The organism is Streptomyces dioscori, from assembly GCF_003024195.1.
Lineage (GTDB): Bacteria > Actinomycetota > Actinomycetes > Streptomycetales > Streptomycetaceae > Streptomyces > Streptomyces dioscori.
Genome location: NZ_KZ679041.1, coordinates 487,143 through 512,374 on the forward strand (window position 1 = coordinate 487,143; position 25,232 = coordinate 512,374).

General features: G+C 71.9%; 24 protein-coding genes and 1 pseudogene. 21 read left to right on the forward strand and 4 right to left on the reverse strand.

The window, feature by feature from the left end; genetic code table 11:
* Positions 1-37: 37 nt before the first annotated feature.
* The 10 genes from C6Y14_RS13280 (at position 38) to C6Y14_RS13325 (ending at position 5,550) form a co-directional block, all read left to right on the forward strand.
* The gene (locus C6Y14_RS13280) at positions 38-403 is read left to right on the forward strand and encodes a gas vesicle protein GvpO (RefSeq protein WP_107016963.1); all 366 of its coding nucleotides are present in this window, start codon (positions 38-40) and stop codon (positions 401-403) included.
* A 93-nt stretch (positions 404-496) separates the two neighbouring features.
* Entirely contained in the window at positions 497-928 is a 432-nt protein-coding gene (locus tag C6Y14_RS13285) for a gas vesicle structural protein GvpA (RefSeq protein WP_107016803.1), read from the forward strand.
* Positions 925-1,674, forward strand: a complete 750-nt coding sequence (locus C6Y14_RS13290) for a GvpL/GvpF family gas vesicle protein (RefSeq protein ID WP_107016804.1) — start codon at positions 925-927, stop codon at positions 1,672-1,674. Before C6Y14_RS13285 ends, C6Y14_RS13290 begins: the two co-directional genes overlap by 4 nt.
* Before the next feature lie 25 nt (positions 1,675-1,699).
* Entirely contained in the window at positions 1,700-1,966 is a 267-nt protein-coding gene (locus C6Y14_RS13295; protein ID WP_107016805.1) for a gas vesicle protein GvpG, read from the forward strand.
* Positions 1,963-2,685, forward strand: coding sequence for a DNA primase (locus C6Y14_RS44065; RefSeq protein ID WP_159074234.1), 723 nt, complete (start codon positions 1,963-1,965; stop codon positions 2,683-2,685). The genes C6Y14_RS13295 and C6Y14_RS44065 overlap by 4 nt, the downstream gene beginning before the upstream one ends.
* Entirely contained in the window at positions 2,678-3,856 is a 1,179-nt protein-coding gene (locus tag C6Y14_RS13305; RefSeq protein ID WP_107016807.1) for an SRPBCC family protein, read from the forward strand. Before C6Y14_RS44065 ends, C6Y14_RS13305 begins: the two co-directional genes overlap by 8 nt.
* Positions 3,853-4,230, forward strand: a complete 378-nt coding sequence (locus C6Y14_RS13310; protein ID WP_107016808.1) for a gas vesicle protein — start codon at positions 3,853-3,855, stop codon at positions 4,228-4,230. The genes C6Y14_RS13305 and C6Y14_RS13310 overlap by 4 nt, the downstream gene beginning before the upstream one ends.
* Positions 4,227-5,021 (forward strand): GvpL/GvpF family gas vesicle protein, encoded by a 795-nt coding sequence (locus C6Y14_RS13315; protein ID WP_107016809.1) that lies wholly within the window; start codon positions 4,227-4,229, stop codon positions 5,019-5,021. The genes C6Y14_RS13310 and C6Y14_RS13315 overlap by 4 nt, the downstream gene beginning before the upstream one ends.
* Positions 5,018-5,206: a gas vesicle protein gene (locus C6Y14_RS13320; protein ID WP_107016810.1), complete on the forward strand. Its 189-nt coding sequence runs from the start codon at positions 5,018-5,020 to the stop codon at positions 5,204-5,206. Before C6Y14_RS13315 ends, C6Y14_RS13320 begins: the two co-directional genes overlap by 4 nt.
* A 26-nt stretch (positions 5,207-5,232) precedes the next feature.
* Positions 5,233-5,550 carry a gas vesicle protein K gene (locus C6Y14_RS13325; RefSeq protein ID WP_107016964.1) on the forward strand — a complete coding sequence of 106 codons (318 nt, stop codon included), beginning with the start codon at positions 5,233-5,235 and terminating at the stop codon, positions 5,548-5,550.
* Between the two features lie 298 nt (positions 5,551-5,848).
* On the opposite strand, the gene C6Y14_RS13330 is transcribed toward C6Y14_RS13325, so the two are convergent.
* Together C6Y14_RS13330 and C6Y14_RS13335 are read right to left on the reverse strand one after the other, a co-directional pair.
* On the reverse strand, positions 5,849-6,682 hold the full coding sequence (locus tag C6Y14_RS13330) for a class I SAM-dependent methyltransferase (protein ID WP_107016811.1): 834 nt from the start codon (positions 6,680-6,682) through the stop codon (positions 5,849-5,851).
* Between the two features lie 120 nt (positions 6,683-6,802).
* Positions 6,803-8,293, reverse strand: a complete 1,491-nt coding sequence (locus C6Y14_RS13335) for a bifunctional phosphatase PAP2/diacylglycerol kinase family protein (RefSeq protein ID WP_107016812.1) — start codon at positions 8,291-8,293, stop codon at positions 6,803-6,805.
* 81 nt (positions 8,294-8,374) lie between these two features.
* Between C6Y14_RS13335 and C6Y14_RS13340 the strand changes: the two genes are divergently transcribed.
* The 5 genes from C6Y14_RS13340 to C6Y14_RS13365 all read left to right on the forward strand — a co-directional run bounded on the left by C6Y14_RS13340 (position 8,375) and on the right by C6Y14_RS13365 (position 14,691).
* On the forward strand, positions 8,375-9,994 hold the full coding sequence (locus C6Y14_RS13340; RefSeq protein ID WP_107016813.1) for an ABC-F family ATP-binding cassette domain-containing protein: 1,620 nt from the start codon (positions 8,375-8,377) through the stop codon (positions 9,992-9,994).
* 374 nt (positions 9,995-10,368) lie between these two features.
* Positions 10,369-11,163, forward strand: a complete 795-nt coding sequence (locus C6Y14_RS13345) for an RNA polymerase sigma factor SigF (RefSeq protein ID WP_107016814.1) — start codon at positions 10,369-10,371, stop codon at positions 11,161-11,163.
* A 220-nt stretch (positions 11,164-11,383) separates the two neighbouring features.
* Positions 11,384-12,274, forward strand: coding sequence for a hypothetical protein (locus C6Y14_RS44070; protein ID WP_159074235.1), 891 nt, complete (start codon positions 11,384-11,386; stop codon positions 12,272-12,274).
* Between the two features lie 123 nt (positions 12,275-12,397).
* Positions 12,398-13,639 (forward strand): aminotransferase class I/II-fold pyridoxal phosphate-dependent enzyme, encoded by a 1,242-nt coding sequence (locus tag C6Y14_RS13360; protein ID WP_107016817.1) that lies wholly within the window; start codon positions 12,398-12,400, stop codon positions 13,637-13,639.
* A complete protein-coding gene (locus tag C6Y14_RS13365; protein ID WP_107016818.1) occupies positions 13,636-14,691 on the forward strand; it encodes an MBL fold metallo-hydrolase in 1,056 nt (351 codons plus the stop codon). Before C6Y14_RS13360 ends, C6Y14_RS13365 begins: the two co-directional genes overlap by 4 nt.
* 285 nt (positions 14,692-14,976) lie before the next feature.
* Here C6Y14_RS13365 and C6Y14_RS13370 read toward each other — a convergent pair whose 3' ends face one another.
* The gene (locus C6Y14_RS13370) at positions 14,977-15,597 is read right to left on the reverse strand and encodes a DedA family protein (protein WP_404828782.1); all 621 of its coding nucleotides are present in this window, start codon (positions 15,595-15,597) and stop codon (positions 14,977-14,979) included.
* Between the two features lie 80 nt (positions 15,598-15,677).
* Positions 15,678-16,442, reverse strand: a pseudogene (locus C6Y14_RS13375) (MBL fold metallo-hydrolase); the annotation flags it as partial.
* Between the two features lie 84 nt (positions 16,443-16,526).
* Between C6Y14_RS13375 and C6Y14_RS13380 the strand changes: the two are divergent.
* The 6 genes from C6Y14_RS13380 to dnaK all read left to right on the forward strand — a co-directional run bounded on the left by C6Y14_RS13380 (position 16,527) and on the right by dnaK (position 25,169).
* The gene (locus C6Y14_RS13380) at positions 16,527-16,952 is read left to right on the forward strand and encodes a hypothetical protein (protein WP_225891048.1); all 426 of its coding nucleotides are present in this window, start codon (positions 16,527-16,529) and stop codon (positions 16,950-16,952) included.
* Positions 16,953-17,232: 280 nt separating this feature from the next.
* Positions 17,233-19,299: a phage holin family protein gene (locus C6Y14_RS13385; RefSeq protein ID WP_107016821.1), complete on the forward strand. Its 2,067-nt coding sequence runs from the start codon at positions 17,233-17,235 to the stop codon at positions 19,297-19,299.
* Positions 19,300-19,724: 425 nt separating this feature from the next.
* Positions 19,725-20,786 (forward strand): ATP-binding protein, encoded by a 1,062-nt coding sequence (locus C6Y14_RS13390; RefSeq protein ID WP_107016822.1) that lies wholly within the window; start codon positions 19,725-19,727, stop codon positions 20,784-20,786.
* Between the two features lie 62 nt (positions 20,787-20,848).
* Complete coding sequence (locus tag C6Y14_RS13395) at positions 20,849-22,591, forward strand: vWA domain-containing protein (protein WP_107016966.1); 1,743 nt, start codon at positions 20,849-20,851, stop codon at positions 22,589-22,591.
* Positions 22,592-22,665: 74 nt separating this feature from the next.
* On the forward strand, positions 22,666-23,091 hold the full coding sequence (locus C6Y14_RS13400) for an OsmC family protein (protein ID WP_107016823.1): 426 nt from the start codon (positions 22,666-22,668) through the stop codon (positions 23,089-23,091).
* A 185-nt stretch (positions 23,092-23,276) separates the two neighbouring features.
* Complete coding sequence (dnaK, locus tag C6Y14_RS13405; RefSeq protein WP_107016824.1) at positions 23,277-25,169, forward strand: molecular chaperone DnaK; 1,893 nt, start codon at positions 23,277-23,279, stop codon at positions 25,167-25,169.
* Positions 25,170-25,232 lie beyond the last annotated feature (63 nt).

The following is a 25,232-nucleotide window of genomic DNA, read 5'->3' on the forward strand; positions in this document are numbered from 1 at the left end:
TGAACGAACGGCCGGTCACTCGGTGTTCGAGGTGGCCATGTCGAACACATCCAACACATCAGATTCACAGAGTTCACAGAGTGCGTCGAACTCGACCAAGGGCAGGCAGAGGAGCACGACGGACGACGACGAGCTGGGTCCCATGGACGTGCTGCGTCAGGCGCGCGGCCAGCTCGCCGAACTGACCGGCATGGAGGCCGAGTCGGTGTCGTCGTTCGAACGGACCGACGACGGCTGGTCGTTGGAGATCGAGGTCCTGGAACTGGTCCGGGTCCCCGACACGATGAGTCTGCTCGCGAGCTACGAGGTGACCCTCAACCCGCGAGGCGAACTCACCGGGTACCGCCGCGTCCGCCGCTACGAACGCGGCCGGGCCGACACCCGTAAGTCCGGCGGCCGATAGGCCGCCCCCTGCCCGTACATCCGACAAGTGCACACACCAACAGGGCACACACCTGACAGTGCACACCCCGACAGACAAGGAGGGCCGGTCGGTATGACCGTTGTCCCGGCACAGCAATCCGGTGGTGGAGGCGGCTCCAGCGGCCTCTACGACGTTCTTGAACTCGTTCTCGACCGGGGGCTCGTCATCGACGCCTTCATCCGGGTCTCCCTCGTCGGCATCGAGATCCTCAAGATCGACATCCGGGTCGTCATAGCGAGCGTCGACACCTATCTGCGCTTCGCCGAGGCGTGCAACCGCCTCGACCTCGAAGCGGGGAACAAGCGCGACCCCGGACTTCCCGACCTGGTCGGCTCGATCACCGAGTCCGGCGCGAAGGGCAAGTCCAAGGGGGCCCTGTCCGGCGCCGCCGAGACCATCTCGGACGCGTTCAAGCAGTCCCGCGAGGAGAGCCAGAGCCAGTCCGAGTCGAGGCCGCGGACCCGTAAGACCGCCGCCTCGCGCCGCAAGGAGGAGCAGGAGTGAGCACGTACGTCTACGGCATCACGTCCAGTTCGCTGCCCTCGCTCCCGGACGGCACGGAAGGCGTCGGCGAGCCGGCGCTGCCGGTGCGCGTCATCAAGGAGGGCGACCTCGCCGCGGTCGTCAGTGACGCGCCGGAAGGGCTGCGGCCCAAGCGCAGGGACCTGCTCGCCCATCAGAACGTGCTCGCCGAGGCGGGCGCGGGCGGCCCGGTGCTGCCCATGCGGTTCGGCAGTGTCTCGACGGACGACGCGGCCGTGGCCAGTGTCCTGGCCGAGCGCGCCGACCACTTCAAGGAGCGCCTCGACGTGCTCGCGGGCAAGGTCGAGTACAACGTCAAGGCCACGCACGACGAAGAGGCCGTACTGCACCGGGTGATGTCCGAGAACCCCGAGGTACGGGCACTCACCGAGGCCAACCGCAGCGCGGGCGGCGGCAACTACGACGAGAAGCTGCGGCTCGGCGAGATGGTGGTCGCCGCGGTGAAGAACCGCGAGGTCGAGGACGCCGCCGAGATCCAGCAGGCGCTGGAGTCGGCCGCCGCCTCCGTCAGCGTGGGCCCCGAGTCCACCGGCTGGCTGGCCAACCTCTCGTTCCTCGTGGACCGCGACACGGCCGAGACGTTCATGGACGCCGTCGAAGAGGTCCGCAAGGCGCACCCGCACCTCGATCTGCGGGTCCACGGGCCGCTGCCCCCCTACAGCTTCGTCGAGCCGGGCCCTTCCGAGCCCGCCAAGGCGACCAACTAAACCTTCGTAACCAGGAGTTGATGACATGGGGCTGATCGGAGAAGTCCTGATGCTGCCGTTCGCCCCCGTGCGCGGCAGCCTCTGGGCCATGGAACAGGTGGTGAACGAGGCCGAGCGCCAGTACTACGACCCGGCGGCGGTCCGCGCCGAACTCGGCAAGCTTGAGGAACGCCTTGAGTCCGGCGAGATCGACGAAGCGGAGTTCGACCGCATGGAGGACGAGCTCCTCGACAGGCTGGAGATAGCCATGACCAGGAGCACCGGAACAGGCAACAACGGGACTACACGATGAACCGACTAGGGCTTGGCCTCGCCGTAGGGGCCGGATACGTCCTCGGACGTACGAAGAAGATGAAGCTGGCCTTCGCCGTCGGCACCATGGTGGCCGGCAAGCGGATGCATCTCAGCCCGCGGGCGCTCGCGGACCTGGTCTCCACACAGCTGCAGAACAACCCGCAGTTCAAGGAGATCGGCGACCAGCTGCGCGGGGACCTGCGCGGCGTGGGCAAGGCCGCCACCGGAGCACTCGTCGAGCGCCAGATCACCGGCCTCGCCGACCGGCTGCACGGACGCACCAGCCAGGTGCAGGACCAGCTCGCGGGCGTCGTCCCGGACGCGGTCCCGGACGTGCCCGGGGTCGGCGGCAAGAAGCGCCGCAAGCGGGACGAGGAGCCGGACGACGAGTACGACGACGTCGAGTACGACGACGACGAGTACGAGCACGACGACGACTCGGACGACTCCGCCCGCGACAACCGCGACGCGGACGGCGAGGCGGCCGAGGACGACGAGAAGCCGCGGCCGCGCAAGCGGGCTCCCGCGAAGAAGAGCGCGAAGGCGCCGGCGAAGAAGGCCGCCGAGAAGCGCAGCCCCGGCAACGAGGCTCCGGCGAAGAAGACGGCGGCCAGGACCGCGAAGAAGGCTCCCGGCAGGAGGACGGCCGCGGCGAAGACCGCCACGCGCCGCACCACCCGGGCCCGTACGACGAGGGGAGGCGGCGACGATGACTGACACCCTCGGGTCCGCGACCAAGCAGGCCAAGAGCAACCCGCTGACCTCGCTCGCGCAGAGCGAGGCGGTCGACCGGCTCAAGGAGGAGGCCCAGGCCTACCTCGCCGCCCAGGTCCAGCGGGCACTGGTCGGCGTCGGCACCAAGCTCGGCCAGACGACGGGCAAGCTCAACGACATCGCCTCCGGCGACAGCCCCGGCTTCGCCAAGCTCGCCCTCGACGGCGGCCGCAAGCTGGCCGACGGCAAGGGGCCCATGCGCACCGCGCTGGAACTCGGCGCGGGCAAGGCCAAGGACAGCGTGGTCGGCGCCTTCAAGAACCTGACCGGCGGCAAGGGCGGCAAGCGCAAGGGCGGCGCCGGCAAGAAGCCCACCGTCATCATGGAGTTCATCGACGTCGGCGTGCCGCTGCGCACCGCCTACGACCAGTGGACCCAGTACCAGGACTTCAGCAACTTCGCCCGGGGCGTCAAGAGCGCGAACCGCGCCGACGACACGACGTCCGACTGGCAGATGAAGATCTTCTGGTCCAACCGCAGCTGGAAGGCCCACACCACCGAGCAGGTGGCGGACCAGCGGATCAGCTGGACCTCGGAGGGCGCCAAGGGCACCACCAAGGGCGTCATCACCTTCCACTCGCTCGCCGAGAACCTCACCCGCGTGCTGCTGGTCATCGAGTACTACCCCAAGGGGCTGTTCGAGAAGACCGGCAACATCTGGCGCGCCCAGGGCCGCCGGGCACGCCTCGACCTCAAGCACTTCGCCCGCTTCATCACCATCAAGGGCGAGGCGGACGACGGCTGGCGCGGCGAGATCCGCGACGGCGAGGTCGTCACGAGCCACGAGGACGCGGTCGCGGAGGAGGAGGAAGCCGAACAGAACTCCGAGGACGCTCCCGAGGACGGCTCCGAGGAGGGCTCCGAGGACACGGAGGCCTCGGCCGACGAGGAGTCCGCCGAGGACGAGCTGCCCGAGGACGAGGAGGCGTACGAGGACGAGGACGCCCCCGAGGCCGAGTACGAGGACGAAGAGGTCCCGGAGGACGAGGAGGCCTACGAGGAGGACGCGCCGGAGGCCGAGTACGAGGACGAAGAGGTCCCGGAGGACGAGGAAGCGGTGGACGAGGCGGACGAGCGCGAGCGTGAGCCCGCCGGTGCGCGGAGCCGTCGATGACCACGGCTCAGCGCCTGCCCGACCCCTACGGGAACGGCGGCGGCGCCAACCTCGCGGACATCCTCGAACGGGTCCTGGACAAGGGCATCGTGATCGCGGGTGACATCCGTATCAACCTGCTCGACATCGAACTCCTCACCATCAAGCTGCGGCTCATCGTCGCCTCCGTCGACAAGGCGAAGGAGATGGGCATCGACTGGTGGGAGACCGATCCGCAGCTGTCCTCCCGCGCCGGACGCGACGAACTCGCCCGGGAGAACGCGGAGTTGCGTGCACACGTGGCCGAACTGGAGGGCGCGCGCGGCGAAGTGACCGCGGGCGACCGCCAACCCGCGGAGAAGCCGCAGAAGACGGAGAAGGAAGCACAAGGATGAGTGGCCTGCGTTACGTGTACGCCGTCTGCCGCCCCTTCGGTACACCCCTGCCGGCCCAGCTGACAGGGGTGGCCGGCGTGCCGCCCAAGCAACTGGTCCACGGCGACCTGGTCGCCGTCGTCGGCCAGGTGCCCGCGGAGGACTTCGCGGAGGGGCCGCTGCGGGCCCATCTGGAGGACCTGGACTGGCTCGGCGCGACCGCGCGGGCCCACCAGAACGTCATCGACGCGCTCACCGTCGTCACCTCGCCGCTGCCGCTCCGGCTCGCCACGGTGTTCCGGGACGACAGCGGTGTCCGGTCCATGCTGGAGGAGCGCGAGGAGACCTTCCTGCGGACCCTCGACCGCCTCGACGGGCGGGTCGAATGGGGAGTGAAGGTGTACTCGGAACCCACGGAGGACGCCGGGAAGGCGGAGGCCGCCGAGGGTTCGGGGGCGCGGCCGGCTTCCCCTCCCGGCAGGGCGGCGGGATCGGGGCGCGACTATCTGCGGCAGCGGCGCAACCAGCGCAAGGAGAGCGAGGAGAAGTGGGAGCGGGCCGAGGAGTTCTCGCGCCGGCTCCACGAGTCCCTTTCCGGGTACGCGGAGGACACCCGGATCCACGCCCCGCAGAACTCGGCGCTGTCCCGCGCGCCCGGCCGGAACATCCTGAACGCCGCCTATCTGGTGCCGCGGACGGAATCCGAGGCGTTCGTGGAACTGGTGGACCGCACGAAGGACGACGCGCCGGGACTGCGCGTCGAGCTGACCGGTCCATGGGCGGCCTACTCGTTCAGCGGGGAGGACGCGTGACCGTCGTGGAACGCCGGGAGGTCGCTCTGGTCGACCTCCTCGACCGGCTGCTCGCGGGCGGGGTCGTCATCACGGGCGACCTCACGCTGCGGATCGCGGACGTCGATCTCGTACGGATCGATCTGAACGCGCTGATCAGCTCGGTGAACGAGAACGTTCCCGCGCCGTGGGAGGAGATGCTGTGAGCGGTGGAGAGGCACTCCGGAGGGTGGTGGACGACGCGGTCCTCGGCACCGGGGCGGGCAGGGAGGCCGGGCGGAGCCGTCTGGACCTCGAACCCGACACGGTGGAGCGGGACCTGATCAAGCTGGTGCTGACCGTGGTCGAGTTGTTGCGGCAGTTGATGGAACGGCAGGCTGTCCGGCGGTTCGACACGGGGGACTTGTCCGAGGATCAGGAGGAGCGGATCGGGCTCACGCTGATGCTTCTGGACGACCGGATGGCGGAGCTCCGCGACCGCTACGGGCTCCGCCCCGAGGACCTGAACCTCGACCTCGGCCCGTTGGGCCCGCTGCTCCCCCGGGACTGACCTGCGGGCCCGGTGGGGGCTGGCCGCGCCGTTCCCCGCGCCCCTGAAGGACAAAGGATTGCGCCGTTCCCCGCGCCCCTGGGGGCCGCGCGTGGTCGTGGAATCCGCGGGCCGGTGGGGGTTGCTCGCGCAGTTCCCCGCGCCCCTTAAGGGCAAAAGCAGGGGCGCAGCCCCGTTTTTGAGGGGCGCGGGGAACTGCGCGGCCCGCCCCCACCGGGCCGCAGGCTGTGGTTCATGGGGGCGCGGGGAACTGCGCGGGCAACCCCCACCGGGCCCGCAGGTGCGATGTAGGGGGGCGTCAAGGCGTCGGCTTGCGGGACAGGAGTTCGCCGTGGAGGACCGCGAACCACGCGTCCTCCCGCGAGCCCCACGCCCGCCACGCGGAAGCGATCCCCTCCAGCCGGCCCACCTCCGCGTGACCCCCCTCCACCGCGAGCGCCGCATACGCGGAGGCGGTCGTACGGTCCGCCCACAGCCCGCTCCACCACTCCCGCTCCGACGCCGTCGAGTAGCACCACGTGCCCGCCGAGGCCGTGATGTCCCCGGCGCGGAAGCCCGCCGCCAGCGCCCACGACTTCAGGCGCCGCCCCGCGTCCGGCTCACCTCCGTTGGCGCGCGCCACCCGCCGGTACAGGTCGAGCCAGTCGTCCAGACCGGGGGACGACGGATACCAGGTCATCGCCGCGTAGTCGGAGTCCCGGACGGCGATGAGACCGCCCGGCTTCGTGACCCGGTACATCTCCCGCAGCGCCTGCACAGGGTCACCCACGTGCTGCAGCACCTGATGGGCGTGCACGACACAGAAGCTGTCGTCCGGGTACTCCAGCGCGTGGACGTCCGCGACGCCGAAGTCGACGTTCTCCAGCCCCCGTTCGGCCGCCGTGGCGCGCGCCCTGTCCAGGATGCCCGGCGCGTGGTCGACTCCGGTGACATGCCCGTCCGGGACGAGTTCGGCCAGGTCCGCCGTGATGGTGCCGGGCCCGCAGCCGATGTCCAGGATCCGCATGTGGGGCTTGAGCGAGCCGAGGAGATAGGCCGCCGAGTTGGCGGCCGTACGCCAGGTGTGCGAGCGCAGCACGGACTCGTGGTGGCCGTGCGTGTACACGGCGGTCTCTTTCGGCACCTTCGACATGGCGGCATCCGTTCACTCGGTACGGGAGTACCGGCACGTTACGTCGCCATGTCGAAATGTGAGACCCCCGTCTCGCGATGCGGACTGGTAAGGGTTGATGCGGACTGGACCGGGGGCCGGTCAGCGCGGACCGCTCGGGCGGTAGACCGTCAGCGCCTCCGGGAGCTTCTGGATCGTCACATCGCCCTCCACCGGCCTGACTTCACCGTCGAAGGCCAGCAGCGTGCCCGGTTCGACGCCCTGCACGCGGAGGCCGCCCACGCGGAGCGCCGCGTGCACGGGGGACCGGGTCAGCGGTCCGGCCACGGCCGCGGCCAGCAGACGTACCGCCGGGAAACGGCCACCGTGCACGACCCGTACGTCGAGGAGACCGTCCGCGAGGTCGTAACGCCGGGCCGGGATCGGCCCCATCCGGTGATAGGTACCGTTCCCGGCGAACAGCAGCCACAAAGGCCGTTCCTTGCCGTCGAAATCGGTCCGCAGCGGGTGCCGGCCCGCCCGTACGACACGCAGGGTCGCCACCACCCCGGCCGGCCAGCCGCCGATCCGCTTCGACCAGTGGTCCCGCTCGCGCACCAGCTCCGCATAGACGCCCAGGCTGCAGTTGTTGAGGAAGTAGCCCTCCTGGTCACCGGCGGAGTACCGGCCCACGTCCACCCGTACGGCGTCGCCCTCCGTCAGGGCGCGGCTCAGGCCCCGTACGTCCTCCACGCCCAGGTCCTTCGAGAAGTGGTTGAGCGTGCCGCCCGGCAGCACGGCGAGCGGCAGGCCGTGGCGCAGGGCGACCGTGGCGGCCGCGTTGATCGTGCCGTCGCCGCCGCACACCCCCAGCACCTCGGCGCGGGCCGCGGCCTTCTCCAACTCGGCCCGCAGATACTCCGGTTCGCACTCCACGACCTCGGCGAGCGGCAGAGCGTCCCCGATGGCCCGCATCCGCTCCGCGGTGCCCGCCGAGGTGTTGACCACGAGCACCAGACCCTCCCCGTCCTGCAGGGCGGGCACATCCGCGCGCGGCCGCCCGGGGGGCGGCAACTGGTCACGCGTCGGCACCATGGCGCGCGCGACGAAGGCGGAACCCACCCCGAACGCCGCACCGGCGAGCACATCGCTCGGAAAATGCGCGCCCGTGTAGATACGGGACAGGGCCACCGCGGCGGCCACCGGCGCCACCACCGCGCCGAGCGGCCGGGACTCCATCGCGACGCCCGCCGCGAAGGCCGCCGCCGACGCCGAGTGCCCCGAGGGGAAGGACGTGGTGATCGGCTGCCGCTTCAGCTGCCGCATCACCGGCACGGCGTCGAGCCGCGGGCGCGGGCGGCGCACCGAGCGCTTGCCCACCGTGTTGATCGTGGCCGACGCCAGGGCCAGCGAGGCGATCCCGCGCACGGCCGCGCGGCGCGCGCGCGGCGAGCGGGTCGCCGCGAGGGCGGCCGCCGCGCCGAACCACAGCACCCCGTGGTTCGCGCTGCGGCTCAGCCTCGGCAGCAGCGGGTCGGCGCCCGGCCAGTGCCGGGTCGCGACCGCCTCGAACAGGCGGGTGTCGAGGGCCATCAGCCGGTGGAGCAGGGCATGGCCGGCCCCGGTGGCGGTGAGGTCTACTTCAACGGTCATGCCCCATCGTCTACCCCACCGGGCCTTCGGCGCGCATATCGGTTTGCCCCGCCGCCCGTCCGCCCCGGACAATGCGCGACCATGGGACATCTCGAAGCCGCGCACCTGGAGTACTACCTCCCCGACGGGAGGGCGCTGCTCGGCGACGTCTCCTTCCGGGTGGGCGAAGGGGCCGTGGTCGCGCTCGTGGGGCCCAACGGCGCCGGCAAGACGACACTGCTGCGGCTGATCTCCGGCGAGCTGAAACCGCACGGCGGTACGGTCACGGTGAGCGGCGGGCTCGGGGTGATGCGCCAGTTCGTGGGCTCCGTACGGGACGAGTCGACCGTGCGCGACCTGCTCGTGTCGGTGGCCCAGCCCCGCATCCGCGAGGCCGCGCAGGCCGTGGACCGCGCCGAGCACGGCATCATGACCGTCGACGACGAGGCCGCGCAGATGCAGTACGCGCAGGCCCTCTCCGACTGGGCCGAGGCCCAGGGGTACGAGGCCGAGACGCTCTGGGACATCTGCACCACGGCCGCGCTCGGCGTCCCCTACGACAAGGCGCAGTTCCGCGAGGTACGGACCCTGTCGGGCGGTGAACAGAAGCGGCTCGTCCTCGAAGCGCTGCTGCGCGGCTCCGACGAGGTGCTGCTCCTCGACGAGCCGGACAACTACCTCGACGTCCCCGGCAAGCGCTGGCTGGAGGAGAAGCTGCGGGAGACCCGCAAGACGGTCCTGTTCGTCTCCCACGACCGGGAACTGCTCGCCCGCTCCGCCGAGAAGATCGTCAGCGTGGAGCCGGGACCGGCCGGCGCCGACGCCTGGGTGCACGGCGGCGGCTTCGCCACGTACCACGAGGCCCGCCGTGAGCGGTTCGCGCGCTTCGAGGAACTGCGGCGGCGCTGGGACGAGAAGCACGCCCAGCTGAAGAAGCTCGTACTGAACCTGCGCCAGGCCGCCTCCATCAGCCATGAGCTGGCCTCGCGCTACCAGGCCGCGCAGACCAGGCTCCGCAAGTTCGAGGAGGCCGGGCCGCCGCCGGAGCCGCCGCGCGAGCAGGACATCACGATGCGCCTGCACGGCGGACGCACCGGCGTACGGGCCGTGACCTGCAAGGGGCTCGAACTGACCGGGCTGATGAAACCTTTCGACCTTGAGGTCTTCTACGGCGAACGAGTCGCCGTCCTCGGCTCGAACGGCTCGGGGAAGTCGCACTTCCTGCGGCTGCTCGCGGGCGGCGACGTGGCGCACACGGGGGAGTGGAAGCTCGGCGCGCGGGTCGTGGCCGGCCACTTCGCCCAGACCCACGCGCACCCCGAACTGCAGGGGCGCGCCCTGCTCGACATCCTGTGGAGCGAGCACGCCCAGGACCGGGGCGCGGCGATGTCCCGGCTGCGGCGGTACGAGCTGACGGCGCAGGCGGAGCAGCGGTTCGACCGGCTGTCCGGTGGGCAGCAGGCCCGCTTCCAGATCCTCCTGCTCGAACTGGAGGGGTCCACGGCCCTGCTCCTCGACGAGCCGACGGACAACCTCGACCTGGAGTCGGCGGAGGCGCTGCAGGAAGGGCTTGAGGCGTACCAGGGGACGGTGCTGGCCGTCACCCACGACCGGTGGTTCGCTCGCGCCTTCGACCGGTACCTGGTGTTCGGCAGCGACGGGCGTGTCCGCGAGACGACGGAACCGGTGTGGGACGAACGGCGGGTCGAGCGGTCGCGCTAGCGCTGGCGCTTCGCCGGGCCGGTTGTGGGTGGGTGCGGGTCCGGTGGGGGCTGGTCGCGCAGTTCCCCGCGCCCCTAAAAGATTGCGCAGTTCCCCGCGCCCCTTTCAAGGGGCGCGGGGAACTGCGCAATCTTTGGCGGTCAGGCCTCCGGTGTCGCGGAACGCACTACCGCCTCGGCCAGTGCCCGCGCGTTGGCTCGCCGGTACCGCGTGTTTGACCGGTGAAAGCCGGGGCAGGCGGTCAGGCAGTGCTTCGGACAGGAGGCACGTCCGTGGGAGTCGTGTCCCGCCCCACGGGTGTGCCCGTCCGGCTCAGGGTGCGCTCTCACGGTTGACCGTCCAACCGGAGCACCCTCAAGAGAGTTGCAGGCATCATGCGCACTCACGCGAGCGCCAGGCACCATCCGCACGACGACGCCCCCGACACCGCGGAGGACTTCCGCAAGCTCGCCTCGCTGTCTCCGGGCCGGTCGCGCGACGCCCTGCGCGACCAGATCATCGAAGCCTGGCTGCCCATGGCGGAGCGGCTGGCGGGCCGGTTCCGCAGCCGAGGTGAGAACTTCGAGGACCTGCGGCAGGTCGCGGCGCTCGGTCTGGTCAAGGCCGTCGACCGCTACGACCCCGAGCGCGGCAACGCCTTCGAGAGCTACGCCGTGCCGACCGTCACCGGTGAGATCAAGCGTCACTTCCGTGACCACATGTGGACCCTGCACGTACCGCGCCGCGTCCAGGACCTGCGCAACCGCGTCCGCTTCGCGCGTCAGGAGCTGTCCCAGACCATCTCCGGTCGGGCGCCCACGGTCGAGGAGATCGCCGAGCACGCGCAGATGAGCGAGGACGACGTACGCACCGGCCTGGAGGCGCTGGAGAGCTTCACGGCGCTCTCGCTGGACGCCGAACTGCCCGGCAGCGAGGACGGCTACTCCCTGAGCGACGCGCTGGGCTCCGCCGACCCGGCCCTCGACATCGTGATCGACCGCGAGTCGGTCAAGCCCCGGCTTGAGGCCCTGTCCGAACGCGAACGGGCCATCCTCTACATGCGTTTCTTCAGCGACATGACCCAGAGCCGTATCGCCGAACAGCTCGGCATCTCCCAGATGCATGTCTCCCGGCTGATCAGCCGCTGCTGCGACCGGCTGCGGGACCAGGTCATGCAGGACGTCGCCTGACACGTCGAGCGACGCCCTGGGCGCTCTTCCGAGGTCGGCGGCACGGGTGAGCGCCGTTTCACCCGCTCGGGCGTCCGCGTGGCACGAATGGTGTCCGGCCGCGCGCGCCCCGGGCGGGGGCGGGCTCTGATGGAGGGCGGGGCATGCCGGACGTGCCCCGCCTCCGCCGCCGTACCCGGGCGTGGGGGTCCCCAGCCGACGGCCGAAGGAGACCGACCCCATGCCGCTGAGCCGTACCGCCCGCGCACTGTCCGCCACCGCCTTCACCACCCTCGTACTCGGCACCGCCGCGACGGCCGCGTCCGCGAATCAGGGGGCCGAGGTCAGTCCGCGTACGGTGGCCCCCGGCGGCAGCGTCACCGTCTCCGTCACCTGCGAAGCGACCGGCGGTCACCCGCCCGAAACCGTCGACGCCACCTCCGAGGCCTTCGAGCACGGGACCGTACAGCTGCACAGGACCGGGCACTCCGGGCACTCCGGCGACTCCAGGGACTCCGGCGACTTCAGAGACTCCGGCGACTTCGGAGGCTCCGGCGACTCCGGACGTAAGGACGACCCCGCCGGGGCGGAGGATCTCACGGGGACGGACGACCCGGCCGGCGTCGAGGATCCGGCGGGCATGGGCGACGCGGACCTGGTGGGCCCGGACGAGGAGGACCCGGTGGGCCCGGACGACGTGGGTCCGCCGACGGTTCCGGAGGAGCCCGCGGGCGTCGGCGAGCTGGGAGGCCGGGACGACCCCGCGGGCAAGGCGGAGGCGCGGGGCGGCATCACCTACCGCGGCACCGCCCGTATCGCGCCCGCCGCGGACTTCGAGCAGCGCGGCGGCCCCGACGGCGGCGGCAAGGCCTCCGAGTGGCGGGCCGAGGGCGTCTGCCCGGCGGCGCCCGGCGGCCGGGGCAAGGAGTGGAGCGCGTCCTTCACCGTCTCCCTCGGCACGTCCCACGACGGTTCGCACGACACGCGGGTCCCGCACGGGGTGCACGCCGGTCAGGGCGGCACCTTCAACGACTCCACGGCCGCCCTGGTGTCCGGCGGTGTCCTCATCGCGGGCGCGCTCGGCGCCGCCGTCCACAAACTGCGCCACCGGGACTCGTCCGGAAACGGCTGACGCGGAGGCCGGCGGGCACGGCTGAGCTGAACGGGCAGGGCTGACGGCCGAGTTGGTGAAGCGGATCACTGGGTATGGGGATCCGGGTACGGGGATCGCGGAACACTGCGCGGAGGTACACAGATGCGGCGGACCGAACCGGAAGGGCACGGACCTGTCCGTTACGGCCCGCCCCTCCCGGGCCACGGCCTGCCGCCGCCACCCGGACTCGTCGCCGCGGCGACCGGCACACACACCGAACCGACCGGCGGGAGCTTCGCCCTCCTGGACACAGCCCGCGGCTACTGGGCCCGGCGTGGACTGCCCGCCGACCGTGACCGGACCGTCGCGGCGCCCGGCGCCCCCGTCCTGCTCCTCGCACTGACCGCGGCGCTCGGCGGTGACGTCCTGGTACCCCGTCCCTGCGCGGCCTGGTGGACACCACAGGCCCGGCTCGTGGGCGCGTCCGTCTTCCCCGTGGGCACGCCCGCCGAGTGCGGTGGCGTCCCGGACCCTTACGCCCTCCTGGAGACCGTGCGCCGGGTGCGTGCCGAGGGCGGCGATCCGCGGCTGCTCGTCCTGTCCGTGGCCGACGATCCCGCCGCGACCGTCGCGCCGCCCGAGCTCGTCCACGAGACCATCGAGGCCGCCGCGGGCGAGGGCCTGCACGTGGTCAGCGACGAGACCTGGCGCGACACGCTGCACGAGGCGCAGGACACCGTACTGATCGGCCCCGCCGAGATGCAGCCGGACCGTGTCACGGTCCTGACCGACCTCTCCGGCCCGTTCCTCCCGGCCGGCTGGCCCGCCGCGATCGCCCGCTTCCCCGGCAACGACACCGGCACCCTGCTGCGCGAGCGCGTCCTCGACGTCCTCACCGCCCTCGACGCGCGGATCGCCGCGCCGGTCGCCTCGGCCGCCGCGTACGCGCTCGGCGAACCCGACGAGATCACGGGCCGACTCGCCGCGTCCGTACGGCTGCACGCGCGCGTGGCCGCCGCCGCGCACCGCGCCCTCACCTCGGCGGGGGCCCTCGTCCGGCCGCCCCGGGCAGGACGACACCTGTACGCCGACCTCGGTCCGCTGCGGTCCGCGCTCGGCGCGCTCGGGGTCGGTGACGCGCAGGAACTGGAGGACTTCCTCAGCGTCCGGCTGGGCATGCCGACGCCCGGCGGACACCGCTTCGGGGACGACCTCGGCGCCCTGCGCGTACGGCTGTGCACCGGGCCGTTCCTCGGGACAACCGACGACGAGCGCATGGCGTCTCTTCTGTCACCGGAACCTCTGGAATTGCCGCATGTGCACAGCATGGTGAGTCTGCTGGGATCGACCCTGGACGATCTCCGCGACGACGATGACGCTCGGCGACGGGAGTCCCCTCGATGACGCAGCAGTCCGAGTCGGCCACGACCTCCACGACCCCTACGACCTCCACGACCCTCACGACCTCCACCCCGCCTGATGTCGGAGGGCCCCTCGCGGAGCCGCGGCCACCGGGTGAACGGCGGGTCTGGCCGCGCTCCTTCGCCGGGCGGCTCACCGCACCGCTGCCGGGTCTCAGCGGATTCGCGCGGTTCGCACGCGAGGGGGCGCTGCGGCCGGGGCCCGAAGGGCTCGCCGACATTCCCCGACTGCCCTACGCGCCCGAGCCGTTGCCCCGGGCCGACTCCGGCACGGTCGCCGTCTCCTGGGCGGGGCACGCCAGTTGGGTGGTGCAGATCGGTGGCCTCACGGTGCTCACCGACCCGGTCTGGTCCCGCAAAATCCTTGGAACTCCCGCCCGGATCACGCCGGTCGGCGTGCCATGGAGCGCGCTGCCGCGTGTCGACGCGGTCGTCATCTCCCACAACCACTACGACCACCTGGACGCGCCGACCCTGCGCCGGCTCCCGCGCGACACACCGGTGTTCGTCCCGGCGGGACTGGGCCGCTGGTTCCGGCGCCGGCGCTTCACGCGGGTCACGGAGCTGGACTGGTGGGAGGCGGCCGAACTCGACGGTGTGCGGCTGGACTTCGTGCCCGCCCACCACTGGTCGAAGCGCAGCCTCCACGACACGTGCCGCACGCTGTGGGGCGGCTGGATGCTGACCGCGTCCGACGGCAGGCGGGTGTACTTCGCGGGGGACACGGGGTACGGGCACTGGTTCGCCCGGATCGGGGCGCGGTATCCCGGGATCGACCTGGCGCTGCTGCCGATCGGCGCGTACGACCCGCGGTGGTGGCTGAGCGATGTGCACTGCGATCCGGAGGACGCGGTGCGGGCGGCTCAGGACCTCGGTGCGCGTCGGATGGCTCCGATGCACTGGGGCACCTTCGTGCTGTCGGCCGAGCCCGTCCTGGAACCGCTCACGCGCGTCCGCGCGGCGTGGGAGGCGGCGGGCCTGCCCCGGGAGAACCTGTGGGACCTCCCGGTGGGAGCCTCCCGAATCCTCCCGTGACGGGTCCCACCGGGGGCCGTACGGTCACCTGTCCACTGCGGCCCGGTGGGGGCGAGCCGCGCAGTTCCCCGCGCCCCTTAAGGGCGCCGCTTCGCGGCGGCCCCCAGGGGGAGGGCTTTCGCGGCTGTCTGCTGCTGGGGGCCTGCGGCCCCGTCAGGGGCGCGGGGAACTGCGCGGCCAGCCACGACGGAGCCGCAGGTTCAGGACGGTGCTGGGCGGGTGGTTTGTGCGGTGCGGGCCGGTGGGGGCGGGGCGCGCAGTTCCCCGCGCCCCTGACGGGGCGCCCTAGCGGGCGACCGCGCTGCGGACGCGGCGCCACAGCGTGGGGGCCAGGCTGACGATCACCGTCAGGAGGATCGCCGCCAGTACGCCCTCCCACGGCTCCTTGAACAGGGAGCCGCCCAGCACCCCGATGAGCTGGTACGTCGCGGCCCACGCGAGGCACGCCGGCGCGTTGCCGTGGGCGAACCGGCGCATCGGCCACTTCGCCATCAGGCACGCGAGCATCACCGGAATGCGTCCCGCGGGGATCAGCCGGGACAGCACCAGCACCGCGACCCCGTGATCGGCGAGTTTCCCCTGCGCCTGCGCCAGCCGGTCCTCGGGCGCCCGGTCGCGGATCGCCTCCAGCCAGCGCGAACCGTTCTTCGACTTCATTCCGCGGCGCCCGAGCCAGTACAGCGCCATGTCCCCGAGGAACGCGGCCAGCGCCGACACCACGAAAACCAGCAGCATCGAGAAGGGCGCCGCCTGGTGGACGGCCACCACGGCCGCCGAACTCACCAGCGCGCCGGTGGGAATGACCGGCACCAGCGCGCCGATCAGCACCAGCAGGAACAGCGACGGATAGCCGAGCGCCTGCTGGGTGGCCACAGTCGGCACGGTCGTGACCGCGACGGCGAGCACAGGCCTCACCTGGTTCCGCCCTCCCGCTCGTCGTCGCCCCGACCAGCCGGTGCGTCCCCAGGAGAAGACCGGTACCCCACGATCTTGGGTCGCACACTTTCCCCCTGGTCGAGCCGGTGCACGGTCACGCCGGGCGCACGCTCGGCGGCCAGGCGCACGAACTCGGCACCTGGTTCATGGAATTCATGGGGGCGCACGGAATCCATCCCGATCGGCCAGTACGTGCCGTAGTGCACCGGCACCGCGCTGCCGGGCCGGAGCAGGGCCAGCGCGTCGGCGGCCCGGCCCGCGTCCAGGTGCCCCTCGCCCAGGTACGGGCCCCACCCGCCGACCGGCAGCAGCGCCACGTCGACCGGCCCGACCTCCTCCGCCATCGACTCGAACAGCCCGGTGTCCCCGGCGAAGTACGTCCGGGACTCGCCCTCGATCACATAGCCGAGAGCGGGCGCGCGATGCGGCCCGACCGGCAGCCGCCGCCCGTCGTGCCGAGCGGAGACGACCCGTACGACCAGGTCACCGACCTGGACCCGGTCGCCGGGCGCCACCTCGGTCAGCTCCGGTCCGCCGAGCCTGCGCAGTCCGGGCACCGCGCGCCGGGCACCGCGCGGCACCAGGAGCCGGGTGCCCGGGGCGAGCCGGGACAGCGACGGGATGTGCAGATGGTCGGCGTGCAGATGAGAGATGAGCGTCACATCGGCCACCGCAGCCTCGGCGGTCGGGAGCGCGCCCCGGCGCCTGCGCAGATGCGCGAGCCGGCGCGCGAAGAGCGGGTCCGTGAGCACGCGTACTCCCGAGTCCTCTACCGTGCAGGTGGCGTGACCCCACCAAGTGATCTCCACCGGCACTCCTTTGCCTCCTTCGCGCGACTCCCCCCGAGCGTACGTGCAGGAGTAGGGTCGGCGACGAAACCCGGAGGTGAGGGGGACGCCATGGGAGACGCACGCCGTACCTCCGGCATGCTCCGCGTGACGACGATCGCCAGCCTGACGCCGTTGGAGGAGCTGGACGCGGACCCCTTCCTGGTGGACTCGCGCAGCCAGCACGCCATGTGCGCGCACTGGGCGGCCGAGCGCGGTTACGTGGTCACGCGGGAGCTGCTCCTGCGGGGGCTGCGGCCCGACCACTGCGCGCTCTGGGAGGACGCCGAGGCCGGTCTCGTGGATCTGTTCGTCGCGCCCAGCCGCCGGGTTCTGGAGCGGGCGCTGGCCTCGGTCGAGGAGTTCACCGCCGAGTGCGACCGGCGTGGCGTGCGGGTGGAGACGGTCGGGCATGCCGAGCCCGCGTACGACGCGCAGATGAAGGCGCGGGTGCATCGGCGGCTGTCGATGCCGACGGCCGGCTACGACGGTCGTTGACCGATCCGTCGGATGCCGGTCCCGGTCCCGGGGGCGGGCGGTGTGGGGGTGCTGGGCGTTCGGGGACGGGTGCCGGTCCGGTGGGGGCTTGTCGCGCAGTTCCCCGCGCCCCTGAAAGACGCGCAGTTTCCCGCGCCCCCGAAGGGCGAGGGCTGCGCCCCTGAAGGATGTCGCCGGGGGGTGCCGTGGGCGTGTGGCAGGGTTGGGCTCTGGTCCGCCGGCAGGAGGGCGGGCGCGGATGTGAGGCGGGCGTGACGTGGGGAAAGAACGTTGGCGGAGGGTGGCGAGCGCGGTCTGGCGCAGTGTCGCCGTGTGGGCGGTCTCCACGGTCACCATGCTCGTGCTCGCCGGGATCCTGCCGGACTTCAGGCTCCAGTCGGCCGACGGTGACAGCGCCACCAGCATCGCCGTCACCGCCGCACTGGGCGCCGGAGCCTTCGGCGTACTCTCCTCCGTCGTATGGCCCCTCCTCGTGCGGGCCCTGCTCCTCGTCCCCGCCCTCGTCCTCGGCGTGCTCGTCTTCTTCCTGAACGGCTCGCTCCTCATCCTGGCCCTGCGCCTGGACCCCTCGGGGCAGAGCGAGGCCGCCCCGGAGACCGCCGTGGTGGTCGCCGCCGTGATGTCCGCGGTCGCCTCGGCGACCGGCGGCGCGCTGGCCGTGCGGGACGACGACGCGTACCGGCGCAGGCTGTACCGGCTGTCCGACCGCCGCCGCAGACAGGCGCCGCCCCCCGGCGCCCCGTCGGCCCCCGGCACGGTCTTCCTCCAACTCGACGGAGTCGGTCACGACGTGCTCGTGGACGCCATCGGACGCGGTCTCATGCCCACTGTGGCCGCCTGGCTGGGCGAGGGCCCGGGAGCCCGTACGACCCACCGGCTCGCGCCCTGGCGCACCGACTGGTCCAGTCAGACCGGCGCCAGCCAGCTCGGCATCCTGCACGGCTCCAACCACGACATCCCCGCCTTCCGCTGGTACGAGAAGGACACCCGGGAAATCATGGTCTGCAACCGGCCCACCAGCGCCGCGGAACTCCAGCGCCGGGCCATCGAACGCACCGGTGACGGCGGCCTGCTCACCGTGGACGGCGCGAGCCGCGGCAACCTCTTCAGCGGGGGCGCCGAGCAACTGGCCCTCGTGCTCTCCGTGGCCGCCAGGCGCGGCAGGGAGAACCGCTCCCGCGCGGGCTACTTCGCGTACTTCTCCGACCCCGCCAACGCGGTCCGTACCGCGCTGTCCTTCGTCGCCGACGTCAGCCGCGAGATCGGCGAGTCCACCCGGGCCCGGCTGCGCAAGCAGCGTCCGCGGGTCGGCCGCGGCGGGCTCTACCCGTTCATCCGGGCCTTCGCGACCGTCATCGAACGGGACGTCGTCGTCGCGGCGGTCATCGGGGACATGTTCGCGGGGCGCGCCTCCGTCTACGCGGACCTGGTCGCGTACGACGAGGTCGCACACCACTCCGGGCCGCGCAGCCGGGACGCGGAGAAGGTCCTGCAGCGCCTCGACCGTTCGCTGGCCCTGATCGAGCAGGTCGCCGAGCACGCGCCGCGGATGTACCGCGTGGTCCTGCTCTCCGACCACGGCCAGAGCCCCGGAGAGACCTTTCACGCCCGTTACGGCCTCGGGCTCGGCGAGCTGGTCCGGGCCGGCTGCGGGCTGCCCGTGCCGCGCAAGGCCCGGCGTACGCACAGTGGTGCCGAGGCCAGGGCGGCGGTGCGGGCCGCGCTGCGCAGGCCCGTGGAGGAGGGCGGCGAGGAGTTCCGGCCGACCCTGCCGCCGTCGGAACCCATCGTGCTGGCCTCCGGGAACCTGGGCCTCGTGTCCTTCCCGGACGTGCCGCACCGGATGAGCCGCGAGGAGATCGACGAACGGCATCCCGCGCTGCTGACCACGCTCGCGAACCATCCCGGGATCGGGTTCGTGCTCGTGCGCAGCGAGGAGCACGGGGGGCTCGTGCTCGGGGCGCACGGTGCGGAGATTCCGCTGGACGAGCTGGACGACGGGCCCGGGCCGCTCGCGGACTTCGGGGTGGGCGCGGCCGACGCGGTACGCCGCACGCACGCGTTCCCGCATGTCGCGGACATCATGGTGAACTCCTGGTACGACCCCGAGGACGGTGAGGTGCTCGCGTTCGAGGAGCAGATCGGGTCGCACGGGGGGCTGGGCGGGGCGCAGGGGCGGCCCTTCCTGATGTCGCCGCTCACGCTTTCACCTCCGGTGGGGGCGGGGGAGGAGTTGGTGGGGGCGGAGGAGGTGCATCGGGTGCTGCGGCGGTGGCTGCGGGAGGACGACGGTCCGCAGGTGCCTGTCGGCGACGACGCGACACACGACGACGCACGCTCGGCGTGACCGGGCGCGTCCGCGGGGTGGGGGTGCTTCGGCTGCGGGTTGGTGGGGCTTGTTGCGCAGTTCCCCGCGCCCCTCAGGGGCGTGAGCTCGGCGCGGACGGTTGGGTGCGGGTCGGATGTGGCTGGCCGCGCAGTTCCTCGCGCCCCTTAGCGGGGGTGGGGTGGGCGTGGGGTGGCATGAGGGAAAGACAGGGGCGCAGCGCCGTCTTTCAGGGGCGCGGGGAACTGCGCGGCCCGCCCCCACCGGCCCGCAGCCGGAGAGCCGGACAGCTGGACAGGTGGTCAGCCTCACCGGCCGCAGGCGGGTAGCCGGTCCGCCCTCACCTGCCCCCAGGGGGGCAGCAGGCGCCGCGAAAATGGGCTGCGGAGGCGGCCAGGGGCCACGCACACTGGGCGGGATCAAGTCCCCGAACCCCAGGAGCCCGCGTGCAGGCAGCCGTCACCGTTACTCCCGCCCGTGTACCGGAACTACTGCTCGGTCTCGCGACCGTGCGGCCCGTGTTCCTGTGGGGTGCCCCGGGTATCGGAAAGTCCTCCCTGGTCAGGGAGTTCGCCGAGTCGCTGGGCCTGGAGTGCGTGAGCCTGCTGGGTACGCAGCTGGCACCGGAGGACCTGATCGGCGTACCGCAGATCAGGGACGGCCGTTCCGTCTTCTGCCCGCCGGAGGCGATCGCCCGGGACGAGCCGTACTGCCTGTTCCTGGACGAGCTGAACGCGGCGACCCCCGACGTCCAGAAGGCCTTCTACTCGCTGATCCTCGACCGCCGCATCGGCAACTACGAGCTGCCCGCGGGCTCGATCGTGATCGGTGCGGGCAACCGCTCGACGGACAACGCGCTGGCCCGCCCGATCGCGTCCGCCCTGGTCAACCGTCTCACGCACGTACACCTTGAGGTCTCGGCGAAGGACTGGCTGGTGTGGGCGGCGACGAACGACATCCACCCGTGGGTGCTCGACCACCTCACGGACCGCCCCGACCACCTGTGGTCGAAGCCGCCGAAGACGGAGGAGCCGTTCTCGACCCCGCGGTCCTGGCACATGCTGTCCGACGCCCTGCGTTCCTTCGGCCCGGCCCTCGACGAGCCGACGCTCCAGGTCATCGCGCACGGCACGCTGACGCCCGCGCACGCGGTCGCCTTCTGCGGCTACGTCAAGATCGTCCGCAGCCGGTTCGGTATCGAGGCGATCCTCAAGGGCGAGGCCCGCTGGCCGAACCGCGTCGAGGACCGCGACCTGCTCTACTACCTCGCCGAGTCCTTCCGGGGACGCCTGGTCAAGGAGCTGCCCACCAGCAAGGAGCACGCCTCGGCGAACGGCCGGCAGACCGCGTACCGCGCGAAGTCGCTGCTCGTGCAGCTCGCCGAGATCTCGGTGGAGGTCGCCCAGAGCGTCATCGCCTCGGACGAGGACGGCAACCCCGTGCTGCCCGCCTGGTTCCTGGTGGAGGCGGCCCGCGACATGCCCCGGCTGGTGGAGGCCCGCCGGTGACCCGTACGGGCAAGCAGGCGGAGCCGAAGAAGGACCTGGCGGCCGAGGCGTTCGCCGAGGGGATGCGGCTCGTGCGGAGCAATCGCGCACTCGCCGCCATCGGGTTCAGCGTCTGCCGCCAGGAGGACTGCGAGGAGTCGCCCCGCGACGGGCTCGTCCGTGTCGACTCCGACGGCGTGCTGCACGTCCATCCCAAACGCCGCGCCCACCCGGCCGAGTGGGCCTGGGCGGTCGCGCACGCCGCCCTCCACCTCGGCTTCGGGCACGTACCGGCGCACAAGACCGTCCGGGAGCAGCCCGACCGCTTCGACCTCGCCGCCCGCTGCGTCGTCGTCAACCGCTTCCTGCTCGGCTTCCCCATCGGCCTGACCCCCGCCGACCTGCCGATGTCGTACCCCGACGGCGACGAGGAGCAGCTCGCCGCGCGCTGGCGCCGCGACGGCGCCGGCATCCCCGCGGTGTACGAGCGCTGCGGTACGGCCGGTGACCAGCCGGACCAGCTGCTCGTGCCCTGGGACATCTGGCGGGGAGGGGCAGCGCCCGACTGGCAGCTCGCCTTCGCCCACGCGCTGACCCGCACGGTGTCCGCCGCGATGGACATGGCGGGCGGCCGGCGCGACTCGATGCGCGGTGGCATCACCCCGCGCCGGCCGTGGGAGCGGGCCCTGAGCTGGTTCGTGTCCTCCTACCCCCTGCTCGGCGGTATCGCGGCCGGCATCACGATCGTCGCGGACGCCGAACTCGCCCACGCGCACGGCATCTCCGTCGCCGCGGTCGACCCCGAGGCCGCCGAGATCTACATCAACCCCCTGCGGCAGTTCGACGACGAGGAGTGGCGGTTCGTCCTCGCCCACGAGATGCTGCACGCCGCGCTGCGCCACGGCGACCGCTGCGGCGTCCGGGACCCGTACCTCTTCAACGTCGCCTGCGACTACGTCATCAACTCCTGGCTGGTCGAGATGCAGGTCGGGGTGATGCCCGAAGGGCTGCTGTACGACCAGGAGTTGAAGGATCTGTCCGCCGAGGAGGTCTACGACCGGCTCGCCACCGACCTGCGCCGCCACCGACGGCTCGCCACCCTGCGCGGCAAGGGTGTGGGAGACATCCTCGGCGGCCCCCTCGGCTCGCCCCGCGACTACGTCGACCTCGACGAGTTCTACCGCCGCGGTCTCGCCCGGGGCCTCGACCTGCACCAGCGGCAGGAGCGCGGCTACCTGCCCGGCGGCCTCGTCGAGGACATCCGCGCGCTCAGTCATCCGCCGCTGCCGTGGGACGCGCAACTGGCGCGCTGGTTCGACGAGTTCGTGCCGCGCCCCGAGCCGCTGCGCACCTACGCCCGCCCATCCCGCCGACAGGCCGCCACCCCCGACATCCCGCGCGCCGGACGGTACTTCCCGCCCGAGGAGATCGCCCGCTGCACCTTCGGCGTGGTCCTCGACACCTCCGGCTCCATGGACCGCACCCTGCTCGGCAAGGCACTGGGCGCGATCGCCTCGTACGCCGAGGCCAGGGACGTACCGGCGGCGCGGGTCGTGTTCTGCGACGCGGCACCGCACGACGCGGGCTTCGTCCCGGTCACCGAGATCGCGGGCCGGGTACGCGTCCACGGCCGGGGCGGCACGATCCTGCAGCCCGGCGTCGACGTCCTGCACCGGGCGAAGGACTTCCCGCCGGGCGCCCCGGTGCTCATCATCACGGACGGGTGGTGCGACGTCCTGCGGGTCCGCCGCGAGCACGCGTACCTGATCCCGCAGGGCGCGTCCCTGCCGTTCACCGCGCGGGGGCCGGTCTTTCGCGTGCGCTGAGCCCGGCGGTGACCCGAGTGTGATCGGATGGTGCCACGGACCCGGAACCGGGACCTCGTCGAAAGGGAATCATCGTGGCAACAACGCGCTCCGCACACACCGTCTGGGAAGGCAACCTGCTTGAGGGCAACGGCGTCGTCACCTTCGACTCCTCCGGCATCGGCGAGCAGCCGGTGTCGTGGCCGTCGCGCTCCGAGAAGGCGAACGGCAAGACCAGCCCGGAGGAGCTGATCGCCGCCGCCCACTCCAGCTGCTTCTCCATGGCGCTCTCGCACGGCCTCGCCGGCGCCGGCACCCCGCCCACCAAGCTCACCACCTCCGCGGACGTCACGTTCCAGCCGGGTGAGGGCATCACGGGCATCCACCTCACGGTGGAGGGCACCGTGCCGGGCCTCGACGAGAACGCCTTCGTCGCCGCCGCCGAGGACGCCAAGAAGAACTGCCCGGTCAGCCAGGCGCTGACGGGCACGACGATCACGCTGACGGCGAAGCTCGCCTGACACCCCGCCGTTCCGGCACGCGGGTACACCGCTCCTGCGACGATGCCGCGCCCCGCGCAAGGGGGCGCGGCATCGTCATGTCCGGCCAGGTCCGGGGTACTTGCCCCATTGACAGCATCGCACTCAAGTTTTGTGATGGAACGCGGTGATGGAACGCGGCAGGACCTGGGCGGAAGGGGACGGACATGGCACGTGCGGTCGGGATCGACCTCGGAACCACGAACTCGGTGGTCGCCGTACTGGAAGGGGGTGAGCCCACGGTCGTCGCCAATGCCGAGGGCGCGCGCACGACCCCCTCGGTGGTGGCCTTCGCCAAGAACGGTGAGGTGCTTGTCGGAGAGGTCGCCAAACGGCAGGCCGTGACGAACATCGAGCGCACCGCGCGCTCCGTCAAACGCCATATGGGGGACCCGGGTTGGCGGTTCCCCGGCAGTGACGGTGGCACGATCGACGGCACCCGCTACCGCGCGCAGGAGCTCTCCGCGCGCGTGCTGCAGAAACTGAAGCGGGACGCCGAGGCGTATCTCGGCGAGGACGTCACGGAAGCCGTGATCACCGTGCCCGCCTACTTCGACGACACCCAGCGCCAGGCCACCAAGGAGGCCGGTGAGATCGCGGGCCTGAGCGTCCTGCGGATCATCAACGAACCGACGGCCGCGGCCCTCGCGTACGGGCTCGACCGGGGCGAGGAGCAGACCGTCCTCGTCTTCGACCTGGGCGGCGGCACGTTCGACGTCTCCCTCCTGGAGATCGGCGACGGGGTCATCGAGGTCAAGGCCACCAACGGGGACACCCAACTGGGCGGCGACGACTGGGACCAGCGGGTCGTCGAACACCTCGTCAAACGCTTCAAGGGCCAGTACGGCATCGACCTCGCCCAGGACAAGATGGCGCTCCAGCGGCTGCGGGAGGGCGCGGAGAAAGCCAAGATCGAGCTGTCCTCGTCCACCGAGACGACCGTCAACCTGCCCTACATCACCGCCACCGGCGACGGCCCGCTGCACCTGGACGAAAAACTGACCCGTGCTCAGTTCCAGGAGCTGACCGCCGACTTGCTCGAACGCTGCAAGGCCCCCTTCCACCAGGCGGTCAAGGACGCCGGGGTGAAGCTCGCCGCGGTCGACCACGTCATCCTCGTCGGCGGCTCCACCCGGATGCCCGCGGTCACCGAGGTCGTCAAGGAACTCACCGGCAAGGACCCGCACAAGGGCGTCAACCCGGACGAGGTCGTGGCACTCGGCGCGGCGCTCCAGGCGGGCGTCATCCGCGGCGACGTGAAGGACGTCCTGCTCCTCGACGTCACCCCGCTGTCCCTGGGCATCGAGACCAAGGGCGGCATCATGACCAAGCTCATCGAACGCAACACGACCATTCCCACCCGGCGTTCGGAGATCTTCACCACCGCCACGGACAACCAGCCGTCCGTCGGCATCCAGGTCTTCCAGGGCGAACGCGACATCGCCGCGTACAACAAGAAGCTGGGCGTCTTCGACCTCACCGGGCTGCCGCCCTCGCCGCGCGGGCTGCCGCAGATCGAGGTCGCCTTCGACATCGACGCCAACGGGATCATGCACGTCTCGGCGAAGGACCTCGCCACCGGCCGCGAGCAGAAGATGACCGTCACCGGCGGCTCCGCGCTCGCCAAGGACGACATCGACCGCATGATGCGGGAGGCCGAGCAGTACGCCGACGAGGACCGCAAGCGCCGCGAGGCCGCCGAGACCCGCAACCAGGCCGAGCAACTCGTCTACCAGACAGAGAAGTTCATCCGCGACAACGAGGAGCGGATCCCGGCCGACGTGAAGACGGAGGTCGAGTCCGCGATCACCGAACTGCAGACACTCCTGAACGACCGGGACGGCACGGACACGAACACCCTGCGCACGGGCGCCGAGAAACTGGCCACCGTCAGCCAGAAGATGGGCCAGGCCATGTACGCCCAGGCCCAGCAGTCACCCCCACCGGACCAGCCGCCCGGCACGGAACAGTCCACGCCACCGGACGACGAGAGCGTGGTGGACGCGGAAATAGTGGACGAGAACCCCAAGGACACCGACAAGAAGGACACCCCCACCTGAGACCCAAGTCTCACCCCCACCGCCCAGGGGCGCGGGGAACTGCGCGCTCAGCCCAGGACGACG

Bases quoted from the DNA above. Each gene is read 5' to 3' on its own strand.
- C6Y14_RS13310 (WP_107016808.1), top strand. From the start codon at position 3,853: ATGACCACGGCTCAGCGCCTGCCCGACCCCTACGGGAACGGCGGCGGC.
- C6Y14_RS13345 (WP_107016814.1), top strand. From the start codon at position 10,369: ATGCGCACTCACGCGAGCGCCAGGCACCATCCGCACGACGACGCCCCC.
- C6Y14_RS13315 (WP_107016809.1), top strand. From the start codon at position 4,227: ATGAGTGGCCTGCGTTACGTGTACGCCGTCTGCCGCCCCTTCGGTACA.
- C6Y14_RS13365 (WP_107016818.1), top strand. From the start codon at position 13,636: ATGACGCAGCAGTCCGAGTCGGCCACGACCTCCACGACCCCTACGACC.
- C6Y14_RS13335 (WP_107016812.1), bottom strand. From the start codon at position 8,293: ATGACCGTTGAAGTAGACCTCACCGCCACCGGGGCCGGCCATGCCCTG.
- dnaK (WP_107016824.1), top strand. From the start codon at position 23,277: ATGGCACGTGCGGTCGGGATCGACCTCGGAACCACGAACTCGGTGGTC.
- C6Y14_RS13280 (WP_107016963.1), top strand. From the start codon at position 38: ATGTCGAACACATCCAACACATCAGATTCACAGAGTTCACAGAGTGCG.
- C6Y14_RS13395 (WP_107016966.1), top strand. From the start codon at position 20,849: ATGCGGCTCGTGCGGAGCAATCGCGCACTCGCCGCCATCGGGTTCAGC.
- C6Y14_RS13295 (WP_107016805.1), top strand. From the start codon at position 1,700: ATGGGGCTGATCGGAGAAGTCCTGATGCTGCCGTTCGCCCCCGTGCGC.
- C6Y14_RS13380 (WP_225891048.1), top strand. From the start codon at position 16,527: ATGGGAGACGCACGCCGTACCTCCGGCATGCTCCGCGTGACGACGATC.
- C6Y14_RS13330 (WP_107016811.1), bottom strand. From the start codon at position 6,682: ATGTCGAAGGTGCCGAAAGAGACCGCCGTGTACACGCACGGCCACCAC.
- C6Y14_RS13285 (WP_107016803.1), top strand. From the start codon at position 497: ATGACCGTTGTCCCGGCACAGCAATCCGGTGGTGGAGGCGGCTCCAGC.
- C6Y14_RS44070 (WP_159074235.1), top strand. From the start codon at position 11,384: ATGCCGCTGAGCCGTACCGCCCGCGCACTGTCCGCCACCGCCTTCACC.
- C6Y14_RS13360 (WP_107016817.1), top strand. From the start codon at position 12,398: ATGCGGCGGACCGAACCGGAAGGGCACGGACCTGTCCGTTACGGCCCG.
- C6Y14_RS13340 (WP_107016813.1), top strand. From the start codon at position 8,375: ATGGGACATCTCGAAGCCGCGCACCTGGAGTACTACCTCCCCGACGGG.
- C6Y14_RS13305 (WP_107016807.1), top strand. From the start codon at position 2,678: ATGACTGACACCCTCGGGTCCGCGACCAAGCAGGCCAAGAGCAACCCG.
- C6Y14_RS44065 (WP_159074234.1), top strand. From the start codon at position 1,963: ATGAACCGACTAGGGCTTGGCCTCGCCGTAGGGGCCGGATACGTCCTC.